This is a genomic window from Streptosporangium carneum (assembly GCF_027922005.1).
GTDB lineage: Bacteria > Actinomycetota > Actinomycetes > Streptosporangiales > Streptosporangiaceae > Streptosporangium > Streptosporangium carneum.
In genome coordinates this window covers 117,267-130,155 of sequence record NZ_BSEV01000016.1, presented here as the reverse complement: position 1 = coordinate 130,155, position 12,889 = coordinate 117,267, and the positions used below count along the sequence as shown (strand labels likewise).

Sequence of the window (12,889 nt, the reverse complement as noted above, 5' to 3'; positions counted from 1 at the left end):
GCTCAGTAGCCGATGCACGCAGACCTCCACTCGGTGTAGAAGTCCCAGACCTGCGGGGAGCACTCGGGCGGGCCGAACTGTGACATCTTCGAGCCCATGTGCGGCAGGTGCGCGTACGCGCCGACTCCGGGCCTGTTGACGTGCAGCATGCCCGCCTCGAACCGCTCGAGCGCCTCGAACGCCCTGGACATGTCCGAGGTGAAGATCGTGCCGCTCATGCCGTACCTGACGGAGTTGGAGATGCGCATCGCGTCGTCGAATCCGTCGCAGTCGATCACGGAGAGCACCGGGCCGAAGATCTCCTCCTGGGCGATCTCGCTGTTCCACGGCACGTCGCGCAGCACGGTGGGCTGGACGTAGCAGCCGTCGGGCACGCCCTCCGTGTGGCGTCCGCCGCCCACGGCGACCTTGGCTCCGGCCTCCTGGGCGGACCTGACCGCCTCGAGGCACGCCTTCATGCGGGCCTCACTGACCACGGGGCCGACGTCGGCGCCCGTGTCGGCGCCGATGCCGACCCTCAGCGCCGAGACGCGCTCGACCAGGCGCTCCAGGAACTCCTCCTTGACGCGCACGTCCACGATGACCCGGGAGGTGGCGCTGCAGCGCTGGCCCGACTGGCCGAACGCGCCGAACACCGTGGCCTGGACCGCCCTGTCGAGGTCGGCGTCGGCCAGGACGAGCACCGCGTTCTTGCCGCCCAGTTCGAGCTGGGTGCGCAGCAGGCGGGGCGCGCCCGCGGTGTGGATGGCCAGGCCGACGGGCAGGGAGCCGGTGAAGCTGACGCCCGCGACACGCTCGTCGGCGACCAGCGCCTCGCCCGCCGCGATGTCGCCCTGGACGAGGTTGAGCACTCCGGCGGGCAGCCCGGCGTCGACGAAGGCCTCGGTGAGCAGCGCGCCGCTCAGCGGGGTGAACGGCGACGGCTTGAACACCGCGGTGCAGCCGGACAACAGGGCGGGGGCGACCTTCCACATGGGGATCGCCAGCGGGAAGTTCCACGGCGTGATCAGGCCGACCACCCCGAGCGGGGAGCGGAAGGTGTAGGAAAAGGTCCTCGACTCCTCCGCCGGGGTGGTCTCGCCGTTCAGCCGCCGGGCCTCGCCCGCGGTGAAGTCGAGGATGGCCAGCGCGCGCCGGACCTCGCCGCGCGCCTCCTTCAGCAGCTTGCCCTGCTCACGGGTGATCGCCTGGGCGAAGTCCTCCGCGCGTTCCTCGATGAGCCGCTCGACGGCCCGAAGGTACTCGGCCCGCCTGATCGGGCCCAGCGCCTTCCAGGCGGGGAACGCCGCCGCCGCGGCCTCGACCGCGAGGTCCACGTCGGCTCCGCCAGACTCGGCGAAGTCTCCGACGCGGTCGGACAGGTCGCCCGGGTTGATGTTGGGCCGGGTCTGCCCGCTCTCCGGCGGGCGCCACCGGCCGCCTACATGGTTGAGCAGGTAGCGACTCTCCATCGGATTCCTTTCCACCGTGCGTCTGTCAGTGGCCAGCCTCACCGCGCGTGCTTCCCTCTCACAAGGGGGATTTATCCGATGCCTCCGATAGACAGGGGCTATAGCGCTTTACCTATGGGCCCGATCAACAAATGACGCGTTGGCCACGCCCCTGCATTGGGCTAGACATTCGGCAAGACGCGGTCTTCGTCCGCCAAAGCGCCACTAAATGGCCACCAAATGGCGTTAACCATGAATTCATCTGATCGAAACAAGCCGGTGGGCTGAATGTCGCCCAGCCAGGACCGACAAACGCCATGGTTCACTGCGTAAAACTCCCAGAAGGGCACTTTCTATGCGAAACCTCCGCTTGCGGGCGGCATCGGCGACCGTACTGGCCATGCTCTCCCTCAGCGCCTGCGGTGGCTCCGCCACGGCGTCCGGCGACTACGACTGGGCCGCGGCTCCGGATGAGTCCAAGATCGCCGCGCAGGGCGCCGACCTTCCCACGTACGGCCTCGCGCCCGACTGGGCCAACTACGGCGAGGTCGTCAAGACCTTCTGCGCCAAGCACGGCGGCGCCTGCAAGCACGCCGACACCGACATGTCCTCGGCCGAGGAGATCCAGCGCATCGACGCGGAGAAGAGCAACCCGGTCGGCACCGCCAGCGACATCGGCCTGATGTGGGGCCCCGTCGCGGAGGCCAAGGGCGTCGTCCCCGCCTACGTCCCGCCCTCGGCGAGCAGGCTCAAGGACTGGCAGAAGGCCAAGGACGGCGGCTGGGTCGCCACCTTCGTCGGCGTGCCGTCCTTCGTGGTCAACACCGACAAGGTCACCAACCCGCCGAAGAGCTGGGCCGACCTGCTCAAGCCCGAGTACAAGGGCATGATCGCCACCAAGAACCCCACCTCCTCGGGCACCGGCCAGGCCATGGTCGTCGCCGCCGCGGTCGCCAACGGCGGCTCGGTCGACGACCTCAGCCCGGCCTACGACTACTTCAAGAAGCTCAAGGACGCGGGCAACCTCAGCGACGTCAAGATGAGCGAGGAGACCCTGGAGAAGGGCGAGGCCCCGATCCAGATCAACTACGACTTCAACGGCCTGGCCCAGAAGAACGCCCTCAAGGCCAAGAACGTCAACGTGGAAGTGATCATCCCCAGCGACGGCTCGGTCTGGTCGCCGTCCGGCCTGATCGTCAACAGGTACAACACCGCCAAGGGCGACTTCCTCAAGGGCTTCCTGGACTACGTCCTGTCCGACGAGGCCCAGACCCTGTTCGCCAAGTTCGGCGCCAGGCCCATCCGCTCCCTCAACGGGGACCTGCAACTGCCCGCGGACGCCAAGGCCAACTGGCTGCCCGACGCCGCGTACTCGGCCGTCAAGGAGATCGAGATCACCAAGGTCAACCCCGAGCGGATCGTCGCCGACTGGGAGGCCAAGGTTCTCGCGTGACCGAACACATCCTTGAGCCCGTGGCGGGAGGAGCCCTCCTCCCGCCCCCGGCGGGCACCCGCCCGGACCCCGCCCGGGGGCGGGGATCACCCGCCCCCGGTGGAGACGTCGTCTCCTCGGGGGGCGTCGGCCGTACCAGGAGGATCCTCATGAACTGGGCGCCGGCGCTCCCTCTGCTGGCGTTCACCTTCGTGATGCTCGTGCTCCCCGCCACCAGGCTGGTCAACGACACCTTCGCGTTGCGCGGCGGCGGCTACGGCCTCGACAACATCCTGCGGGTGATCGACAACCCGGTGGACCGGCAGGCCGTCGCGGGCTCGCTCGGGCTCGGGGTGGTGCAGGCGACCCTCGCCTCCCTCCTCGGCGCCCCCGCCGCCTGGCTGATCACCCGGATGCGTCTCGGCGGCCGTGCCTTCTGGCTGTCGCTGATGAACGTGGCCTCCAACTTCGCCGGCATCGGGCTGGCCTTCGGCTTCGTCGCGCTGATCGGCTCGACCGGCATGCTCACCCTGATCCTCGGCGGCCTGTTCGGAATCGAGGACCCCTTCCCCTCGACCGGCTCGTTCACCGGCATGAACATCGTCTACCTGTACTTCAACGTGCCGATGTTCGTGCTGCTCACCCTTCCCGCGCTGAGCGTGCTCAAGGACGACTGGCAGGAGGCCGCGGCGGTCTGCCACGCGACCCGGTGGCAGTTCTGGCGCCACGTCGGCGTCCCCGTGCTGGCGCCGTTCGTGATCGCGGGGTGGCTGCTCGTCTTCACCTGGACCATCGGCGTCTACGCGGTGGCCTACGCGGTCGCGGCGAGCCCCGGCAGCCAGAAGCTGATCACCCTGCAGATCGGCGCGACGCTGGAGTCCTCGGTGTTCGGCCTGGAACGCGCCGCGGTGCTGTCGGTGCTGCTCATGCTCCTCGCCGCGGGCACGACCGTGCTCTACCGGCTCTCCCTGAAGCGGGCACAGCGGTGGCTGTGACCGGGAAGACCCAGCGACCGGCGCGGAACCGTCCGCGGGACGGCCGGCCAGAACGAGAAGACGGACGGGAAACGGTGCGGAACCCATGAGAAGGCGGATCTTCCTCGGCCTCCTCGGCCTCTACTTCGGGCTGCCCCTCCTGGCGGCCCTGCTGTACTCCGTCGCGACCCGCTGGACCGACACCCCGTTGCCGGACGGCTACACCCTGGACCACTGGATCGGCGTGTTCGGCAAACCGGACGTGACGTCCGCGCTGCTGCGTTCCCTGCTGCTGTCCGCCGTGGTCGTGGTCGTCGACGTGCTGCTCGTGGTGCCCGCCGCCTACTGGTCCGTGGTCCACAACCCGAGGATCGGGTCGGTGGTGCAGACGATCGCGGTGATCCCGTTCGCCGTCCCGTGGGTGGTCGTGGGAGCCGGCCTCCAACTCGTCACCGCCTCGTTCGCCCCCGGCCTTTTCGGCACGTTCTGGCTGCTCGCGGCGGCGACGGCGGCCATCGCCTTCCCGTTCATGTACTGGGCGGTCGAGGGCTCGCTGATCGCGGCGGGAGCCGTACGGCTCAGCGAGGCCGCGGCGACCTGCGGGGCGAACCCCGTGCAGACCCTGACCCGGGTGATCTTCCCGGCGATCCGCGGCGGCGTGGTCTCCGGCGCGCTGCTCGTCGTGGCGACCGCGATGAACGAGTTCGCGCTCGCCAAGATCCTGGTGGGAGCCAAGTTCGAGACGCTGCCGATCTGGTCGGCCCGCCAGTTCGTCTCCCGCACCCTCGGCGACCCCAACGCTCTCGCCGTCGTCACGATCTTCACCTTCGGGTTCCTGTTCGCACTCTCCGCCCTGGTCGTCCGCCTCGGACGCGGCAGGGTGAGCACTATCGGAAGGACTCTGCGATGAGTCACGTCGTCCTCGAGGACGTCACCAAGCGCTACGCGGGCCATGTCGCACTGGCCGGGGTGAGCGTCAGCGTGGAGCAGGGAGAGATGCTGGCCCTGCTCGGCCCCTCGGGCTGCGGCAAGACCACCCTGCTGCGCTGCGTCGCCGGTCTCACCGCGTTCGACTCGGGACGGCTGACCATCGGCGGCGTCGACATGACGGGCGTCCCGGTCCGCAGGCGGCCGATCGGCATGGTCTTCCAGTCGTACGCGCTGTTCCCCAACCTGACCGTGCGCGGCAACATCGGCTTCCCGCTGACCGTGCGCCGGGAGACGAAGACCGGGGTCGCCGAGCGGGTCGAGGAGATGCTGGAGCTCGTCGGGCTGTCCGAGCAGGGCGACCGGCTTCCCAACCAGCTCTCCGGCGGCCAGCAGCAACGCGTCGCGCTGGCCCGCGCGCTGGCCCCCCGCCCCGAGGTGCTGCTGCTGGACGAGCCGCTGTCCGCACTGGACGCCCAGGTGCGTCACCGGCTGCGCGACGAGGTCCGCCGCATCCAGCACCAGGTCGGCATCACCACCGTCTTCGTCACCCACGACCAGGCGGAGGCGCTGGCCATCTCCGACCGGGTCGCGGTGATGAACGCCGGGGACATCGAGCAGTGCGCCGCCCCCTCCGAGATCTACACGGCCCCCTCGACCAGGTTCGCCGCGGGCTTCGTCGGCAACCGCAACACCCTCGAGCTGCGCACGAGCGGAGGGCGGGTGACGGCGGGCGGCGCCTTCGACGTCGAGGCTCCGTGGGAGCGGGTGCTGTGCATGTTCCGCCCCGAGGACGTCTCGCTGCGTCGTGAGGGTCCCGGCGCCCGCGCGCTCGTCGACGTGACGGTCTTCCTGGGAGCCACCACCCGGGTCTACGTCCAGGCCGAGGTCAACGGCTCACCCGCGACCGTCTTCGCCGACCTTCCCTCCCGCGCCGCCGCGTCGCTGTCCCCCGGCGACGCCGTACGGCTCAGCGTGGACCCCGGCCACGTCCAGGTCTTCCCCGCCTGACCGGAACGCCACAGCCTGCCCGGTCGGCCCGGCCGACCGCCGGTGTCCGGCCGCCAGGAGGCGCGAGGGACCCGTGCGATCGCCGGGGGCGGCCCGAGCGCCTCCTCATCCCTTGTGGATGACGCTGGAAACGCCGCTGAGCCTGGTGGTGCCGGGTTTGTGGACAATGATCTTCTTCATCGTACCCTCCCTGAAAAACGACTACGGGTACGAAGGAAAATTATTCCGGCATTCCACCAAACTGCAACGCCCCGCCACAAATCAGCTTAATTCACTTTAATTAATCAGAGTGGACATAGCTGAAATCGGATCTTTCTCCATATAAATCACAATGTGCTCCCCGCGTTCCTCCCTGCGGGTCTCACACCAGCCGTGCCTGCGGTAGAGCTCGATCGCGGCGGGCTGGTTCAGCGTGGTGTCCCCGCACAACCGGAGATAGCCCAGCTCGGCCGCCCGTCTCTCCAGCTCCGCGACCATCCGGCCGCCGAACCCGCGTCGCTGGAACTCCGGATGGACCCGGATGCGGCACATCTCGGCGCTCTCCTGGTCGACGCGACGGAGCCCGCCCATCGCGACGACCCGCCCGCCGGGGAGCTCCCCCACGAGGAACTCCCCCCGGTCCGCGAGGTAGACCTCGTTGATCCGGGGGAAGTCGTCCTCGTAGTAAACGCCGTCCCCCGGGGCGAGACCGACCTGGGCCAGGCAGATCTGGTGCAGCGCCCAGACGGACTCGAGGTCGGACCAGCGGTAACGCCGGATCCTCATGCATCCCCCAGTGTCGGCTCCGCAGCGGGCGCGGCGCGCAACGCCTCCTGGTAGAGCTTGAGCTCGGGATGGTGGGGATCCCTGGCCTCCACGTCTCTGGCCACCTCATGGGCGCGCTGCATGAGGATGTCGGGCCTGCACCCCTCTCCCAGCCCGGCCAGCGTGGCCTTGGCGATGGCCAGCGCCTCGTCGACGTCGCCCTCCAGGAGCTTGCACTTGGCGCGGTCGAACTTGATGAACGTCGGATCGAGCCAGTCGCCGGGGCCGTACTTGGTGAGCGCCTGCTCCAGGATGAGGTCGGCCTCCATCGCCTGCCCCAGCTTCACCAGCGCGTCGCCCTGGTGGAAGTAGAGCTGCCGCTCGGTGTAGCCGAAGGTCGCGTCGTCCTGGTCGACCGCGGCCATCTGTGAGAAGGCCGCCCTGGCCCGCGACAGCGCCCGCTTCGCCTGGTCGACCACGTCCTTCTTGCCCGCCCCCGACAGCATCGCGAGCGCACGGGCCTCGACGACGGGCGCCATGGCCTGGGCCGCGCACGGCGTCTGGCCCGCCAGGTCGCGGCTCTTCCTGGCGAGGTTGAGCGCCTCGCGCGGATCCCCGTAGTAGAGCGGGACCAGGGCCTCCCTGGCGATGACCCAGGCCCTCAGCGCGCGGTCCCCGGTGTCGTCGGCGGCCATCCTGCCGGTCCTGAAGAAGGCCCGGGCCTGCCTGTGGTCCCCCAGGTTGACCATGATCATGCCGCTGAGGCCCGCGAGCTGGGCCGCCATGCGGCACAGCCGCTCCTGCAGGTCAACCGGCTGTCGTCGCTCCATGGCCTTGCGCACGGCGCTGAACTCCAGCATCACGTCGCAGAGCAGCCGCAGCGGCGGCGTGTTCATGTACTGGCGGCCGAAGCCGATCGTGGCTTCCTCCCACTGGTCGAGCATCGCGGGCGAGACGGTGGCGGAAACCAGGGTCTCGTCCATCTTTCTTCGAATGCTCTCCACCGATCCGAGCACCTGCGCGTCCAGCACGACGCCGGTTCCGGTGCCCGCCAGAAGTTGTAGAAGCGTCCTCCGTAACACGTTCTCGTCCTCCTCGCTCCCGTCCGCCGAAGGGTCGCCGCCGATCGATGAGATCAGCGACTCGCGCGGACCAGGGGAAGTGTCGGCTCTTCCATCCTGGAGATCGCCTCGGACGGCACCGGACAGCCTGTGGCCATGGCCGCAGATGCACGGGCCGTCATAGCCGAGGGCGACCGGTTCGACCCGGTAGGCGGAGCACAGGTAGTGGAGGTATTCGGGTCCAGGCCGTTTCAGCCCGCTCTCGTATGCGGACAGGAGCGTCTCCCCGATTCCCGGAGCCGCCTTGCCGTCGCGATCGAACAGTGCCCGTATCTGTTCGATCACGTCGGCCAGCGCGACACCGTGCGCGAGACGGTGAGCCTTGACACGCGTGGTCCCGAACTGCGGGCCGCACGCGTCATGGATCTCTTCGGCGATCTGAGCCGGGTTGCGCCCGGCGGCGAGGCCCTTCGCGCGAACCTGTCGCGCTAACTCCGTCTCCCTGTGCTGCCTGCCGGACATACCGGCCCCTCTCTCGCGGCCAGCTGGGCTGGTTGGCACGCCTGTCCCGACCGGTCCTCTCCCCGTTGACCCAGTGTGATTCGGGTATCGCACTGTGCCTATGGAGAATGATGGACCACGATTGGCTCATTCGGAACGTGCGAATGAAGTCACCGGCTAAGGATCGTCCTCCAATGGACTGTTTCTTTCAACCTACTTGGGACAATGCACATCCTGATCTTGGTCAAGCCGACATTGACCCATCGGGCAAGGTGAGTCATCTTTGGCCAACCAGCACCGATTCGGGTAACCGAGCGGACACGGCTCGGCGAGGGATCGACTGAATCCAAGAGGAGGGACGAGGTGGGGGAAGACGACTTCGGGCACCTGGAGCGGCTGGTGTCAGAACTTGACGCTCGCGGGTTGCACGCCAGGGTGGTGCGGACCCAGTCGGGCCGCGCGTTCGTCCGTGTGATCAACCCGAACGCGACCAGCCTGGCGGAGAACGTCACCTGCCGCGCGCAGGCCGCCCCCAGCCACCGCGACTGGTACTACTGGTGGTCCTGGGGAGAGCGGATGCACACGGTCAGAGACCCCGCCGGCGCGGCGACCAAGGTCGCCCGGGTGCTCGCCGCGGTGGGGGAATGAGGTAGAGCGGCGTACCGGATGGGGTCGCAGCCATCCGGTCCGCCGTGCCACCGCGGCTCGACGGAGTCGGCGGGGTGACCGGTGCGGAGCGTCCTCGGACGCTGGTCACCCCGTCGGCTCCGAGACGGGCCGAGGAAACGACGCCGGGACCGACCTCGGGTCCACGCGCGTCCCGTACGGCGCCGCGCGGCCTTCCGCCTCCGGCGCTCCCGGGGCTGCGAACCCCCGAAAACCGCGAACCCCGAAAACCGCGAACGCCTGAGACCGCGAGCCCCCGGATCTCGGAACCCGGGACCGCAAGCCCCGGAGACCGCGACCATCGGCGACCGCGCTCGCGATCGTGAGTCCTGCGCCCCCTCCCCCCCCCGGAACCGCGAACCCCTTCGAACCACGGGCCCGGGAAACGCTTGAGGACACGACCTCGGCGAAGAGCACGCGTGCCGGTCGCCGGCGCGCCCACAAGCCGCCGTCCGGGTCCGCCCGGACGGGGATCGGAGGGATCCCCCCTGGAACGGCACGGGACACGCTTCCGGGTGCGTGCCCCGTCCGGGCCGCCCGTCACCGGACCGTCCGGCTCGCCCCCGCGGCCCAGAGCCAGAACGGTCCCGTCCTCCCCGGCGTGATGTGACGACGGCCGGTTCGGTCGGCAATATAGGTAGGTCGTCCGACTTACCCCCCTTTGTCGACCGAACCGATCCGGGAGGGATCCACTCCGTGTTCCTGCTCGCCCCCTCGCCCACCCCGACCCCCACCGTCACCCCCAGCGCCACCCCGTCACCGTCGGTCCTGCCCAACTGGCTGAACTTCGTCGACATGGGCACGGGCATAACGAACGGGGCGTGCGGACAGCAGGGTGGGGTAATCTGCGAGGTCGTGCAGACCGTCCTGCCCGCCGCGTGGGCCCCCTTCGTCGCGGCTCTCATCGCGGGGCTGCTCGCCATCATGCTGATCGCGGCCATCGGGCTGGTGCTGCGCAACGTGGCCCACCGCCTGATCGGCCGAGTCGTCCAGCGGGCGTCCTCGGGCAGGCCGTCCCTGGCGGGACGGCTGCGCGGCAAGGACGCGCCCGCCCTCGACGGCCTCGACGCCATCGTGGCCGAACGGCGCAGGCAGCGGGCGGAGACCATGGGGTCGGTGCTCAAGCACATCGCCTCGATCGTCATCCTGGGCACCGCGGTCCTGACCATCCTCGAACGCATGTCCGTCCCCATCGCCCCCCTGCTGACCAGCGTCGGCATCCTGGGCGTCGCGATCGGCTTCGGCGCCCAGGAGCTCGTCAAGGACTTCATCGCGGGCATGTTCATGCTGCTGGAGGACCAGTACGGCGTGGGCGACGTGATCGACGCCGGCGCCGCGATCGGCACCGTCGAGGCCGTCACCCTGCGCATCACCAGGCTGCGCGACATCGACGGCCGGGTCTGGTACGTCCGCAACGGCACCATCACCCGCGTCGGCAACGAGTCCCAGGGCTGGTCCCGCGCCACGGTCGACGTTCCGGTCGCCTACACCGCCGACGTCCCCGTGGTCCGTGAGCTGCTCAAGAAAGTCGTCGAGGAGCTGTGGCAGGACACCGGCTTCCGCGACTCGGTCATCGTGGAGGAGCCGCAGGTCTGGGGAATCGAGCAGATCTCCGGAACGGCCGTCGTCTTCAGGGTCAGCGCCAAGACCATCCCCTCCCGGCAGGCCGAGGTCGCCAGGGAGCTTCGCGTCCGGGTCAAGTCGGCGCTGGACGAGGCTTCCATCCCGATCGCCGGCTGACGTCGCTTAGGCTTGGAGGCGTGTCCGCGATCCCCGAGGAACCCCAGTCCTTCTACGACGCCGTCGGCGGCGAGGAGGCCTTCCGCCGTCTCGTCCACCGCTTCTACGAAGGCGTCGTGGAAGACCCCCTGCTCATGCCGCTCTATCCCGAGGAAGACCTCGAAGGGGCCGAGGAGCGGCTCCGTCTGTTCCTGATCCAGTACTGGGGCGGTCCCAACACCTACAGCCAGCAGCGCGGGCACCCGCGCCTGCGGATGCGGCACAACCCGTTCGTCATCCGCTCGGCCGAGCGCGACGCGTGGCTGAGGCACATGCACGACGCGGTCGCCTCGCTGGAGCTGCCCGACGAGCTGGAGAAGCGCCTGTGGGACTACCTCGTCTACGCCGCGCACAGCATGGTCAACGCGCCTGACGCATAAACCTCGCCGGGCGGGGGCAGCCCATTGCACATGGAAACCCCCTGGTGGCGTGACGCCGTCGTCTACGAGATCTATGTTCGCAGCTTCGCCGACGCCTCAGGAGACGGCGTCGGCGATCTGACCGGCATCCGGCAGCGCCTGCCGTACCTCTCCGAGCTCGGCGTGGACGCGATCTGGCTGACCCCCTTCTACCGCTCCCCCATGGCGGACGGCGGCTACGACGTGGCCGACTACCGTGACGTCGACCCGCTCTTCGGCACACTGGCCGACTTCGACGCCCTCGTCTCCGAGGCGCACGCGCACGGTCTGCGGGTGATCGTGGACATCGTGCCCAACCACAGCTCCGCCGAGCACGAGTGGTTCAAGGCCGCGCTCCGGGGCGACGGGCGCGAGCGCTACATCTTCCACGACGGCGGGGAGCTGCCGCCGAACAACTGGCAGTCCACCTTCAGCGGGCCCGCGTGGAGCAGGTCGCCCGACGGGAAGTGGTACCTCCACCTGTTCGCCCCCGAGCAGCCCGACTTCAACTGGCGCAACCCCGAGGTGCACTCGGAGTTCCTCGACGTGCTGAGATTCTGGCTGGACCGCGGGGTCGACGGGTTCAGGATCGACGTGGCGATGGGCCTGTACAAAGCCGAAGGCCTTCCCGACACTCCCCCGGAGGACCAGGCCTTCAAGGCGGAGTCGCCGATCTGGGGCAGGCCCGAGGTGCACGAGGTCTATCGGCGGTGGCGCGAGGTGCTCGACTCCTACCCTGGCGAACGGATGGCCATCGGCGAGGTGTGGACCGACTCCGCCGAGGATCTCGCCCTCTACGTCCGCCCCGACGAGCTGCACCAGAGCTTCAACTTCGCCTGGCTGGAGGCGCCATGGTCGGCGACGGCGTTCCGCAAGGTCGTCGACGACACCCTGGCCGCCGTGACCTCCCCCACCTGGGTGCTGTCCAACCACGACGTGGTCCGTCACGTCACCAGGTACGGCGAGGGGCTGCCCCACTCCACGAAGGGCCTCGCCCGTGGAAGGGCCGCGCTGCTGGCCATGCTCGCCCTGCCGGGATCGGCCTACCTGTACCAGGGGGAGGAGCTCGGCCTCCCCGAGGTCACGAACCTTCCGCCGGAGGCCCGCCAGGACCCCATCTTCGCCCGTTCCCTGGGGAAGCTGCCGGGACGGGACGGCTGCCGGGTGCCTCTTCCCTGGTCGGGCGCCGCCGAGCCGTACGGCTTCTCGCCTGACGGCGCGCGGCCCTGGCTGCCCCAGCCGGTCGAGTGGACGGCGCTGACCGTCGAACGCCAGGCGGGCGATCCGGGCTCGACCCTGAGCTTCTACCGGGAGGCCCTGCGCGCCCGCCGCGCGTTGCGCGGCTCGCTCTCCGACGGTGTCACGTGGCTGGACTCCCCCGAGGAGTCGCTGTTCTTCACCCGCGGCTCCCTGACGTGCGTCATCAACTGCGGCGTCGCCCCAGTCCCACTTCCACCGCACGACCGTGTCCTGATCGGCAGCGCCCCCGTGGACGGTCACCTGCTTCCCCCCGACACCGCGGCCTGGCTCCACACTTCCTGACCTTCCCGCGCCCCGACACCACAACCGGGGATCTCTCGCGGAGGTCCCCGGCCCGACTCTCAGCGACGGCACAGCTCCGGAGGATTCTCAGCAGCCGCACATCTCCGGAGCGGCTTTCCGAAGGGCCATGGCTCACCGGAGAGGGTCTTCGAAGCGGCCGTGGCTCACCGGAGAGGCTTTCCGAAGCGACCGTGGCGCGGTGATCACTCCACTTCCCAGGCCCACGGCGACTCGCGGCGCCGACACCGCGAACGGCGACGCTCCCCGCCCCCCAGGCCCACCCCCACCCGGCACGGTGACCACCCACGGGACCTCGAACGCCCCACAACGCCGGTACGGCGAGCGGCACCACGGCCCGGATCGGCGTCTGTCGGCGGTGTCCGGTCCGGTGGACGTTGGCGGCGAAGGTCACGCCATGGCTCCG

At 69.5% G+C, this 12,889-nt stretch carries 11 protein-coding genes; 8 read left to right on the top strand and 3 right to left on the bottom strand.

Translation table 11 applies throughout. The features are described 5' to 3' along the window. Positions 1–2: 2 nt before the first annotated feature. Positions 3–1,451 carry an aldehyde dehydrogenase family protein gene (locus PKF00_RS28610; protein WP_271220759.1) on the bottom strand — a complete coding sequence of 483 codons (1,449 nt, stop codon included), beginning with the start codon at positions 1,449–1,451 and terminating at the stop codon, positions 3–5. A 334-nt stretch (positions 1,452–1,785) separates the two neighbouring features. Between PKF00_RS28610 and PKF00_RS28605 the strand changes: the two genes are divergently transcribed. From PKF00_RS28605 to PKF00_RS28590, 4 genes are all read left to right on the top strand, one after another. Beyond that, complete coding sequence (locus tag PKF00_RS28605; RefSeq protein WP_271220758.1) at positions 1,786–2,883, top strand: extracellular solute-binding protein; 1,098 nt, start codon at positions 1,786–1,788, stop codon at positions 2,881–2,883. Further along, positions 2,880–3,857, top strand: a complete 978-nt coding sequence (locus tag PKF00_RS28600; RefSeq protein WP_271220757.1) for an ABC transporter permease — start codon at positions 2,880–2,882, stop codon at positions 3,855–3,857. The genes PKF00_RS28605 and PKF00_RS28600 overlap by 4 nt, the downstream gene beginning before the upstream one ends. Before the next feature lie 85 nt (positions 3,858–3,942). Continuing rightward, complete coding sequence (locus PKF00_RS28595) at positions 3,943–4,746, top strand: ABC transporter permease (protein WP_271220756.1); 804 nt, start codon at positions 3,943–3,945, stop codon at positions 4,744–4,746. After that, complete coding sequence (locus PKF00_RS28590) at positions 4,743–5,774, top strand: ABC transporter ATP-binding protein (protein ID WP_271220755.1); 1,032 nt, start codon at positions 4,743–4,745, stop codon at positions 5,772–5,774. The genes PKF00_RS28595 and PKF00_RS28590 overlap by 4 nt, the downstream gene beginning before the upstream one ends. A gap of 276 nt (positions 5,775–6,050) precedes the next feature. Here PKF00_RS28590 and PKF00_RS28585 read toward each other — a convergent pair whose 3' ends face one another. Both PKF00_RS28585 and PKF00_RS28580 read right to left on the bottom strand, forming a co-directional pair. Beyond that, the gene (locus tag PKF00_RS28585) at positions 6,051–6,539 is read right to left on the bottom strand and encodes a GNAT family N-acetyltransferase (protein WP_271220754.1); all 489 of its coding nucleotides are present in this window, start codon (positions 6,537–6,539) and stop codon (positions 6,051–6,053) included. Beyond that, positions 6,536–8,101 carry an NsdA family TPR-like regulatory protein gene (locus PKF00_RS28580; RefSeq protein ID WP_271220753.1) on the bottom strand — a complete coding sequence of 522 codons (1,566 nt, stop codon included), beginning with the start codon at positions 8,099–8,101 and terminating at the stop codon, positions 6,536–6,538. Before PKF00_RS28580 ends, PKF00_RS28585 begins: the two co-directional genes overlap by 4 nt. Positions 8,102–8,443: 342 nt before the next feature. Between PKF00_RS28580 and PKF00_RS28575 the strand changes: the two genes are divergently transcribed. From PKF00_RS28575 to PKF00_RS28560, 4 genes are all read left to right on the top strand, one after another. Further along, positions 8,444–8,728 (top strand): hypothetical protein, encoded by a 285-nt coding sequence (locus tag PKF00_RS28575; protein WP_271220752.1) that lies wholly within the window; start codon positions 8,444–8,446, stop codon positions 8,726–8,728. A 714-nt stretch (positions 8,729–9,442) separates the two neighbouring features. After that, positions 9,443–10,486: a mechanosensitive ion channel family protein gene (locus PKF00_RS28570; RefSeq protein WP_271220751.1), complete on the top strand. Its 1,044-nt coding sequence runs from the start codon at positions 9,443–9,445 to the stop codon at positions 10,484–10,486. Positions 10,487–10,506: 20 nt separating this feature from the next. Further along, positions 10,507–10,905, top strand: coding sequence for a globin (locus tag PKF00_RS28565; protein WP_271220750.1), 399 nt, complete (start codon positions 10,507–10,509; stop codon positions 10,903–10,905). Between the two features lie 30 nt (positions 10,906–10,935). Next, complete coding sequence (locus PKF00_RS28560; RefSeq protein WP_271220749.1) at positions 10,936–12,465, top strand: glycoside hydrolase family 13 protein; 1,530 nt, start codon at positions 10,936–10,938, stop codon at positions 12,463–12,465. The last annotated feature ends 424 nt before the right edge of the window (positions 12,466–12,889 follow it).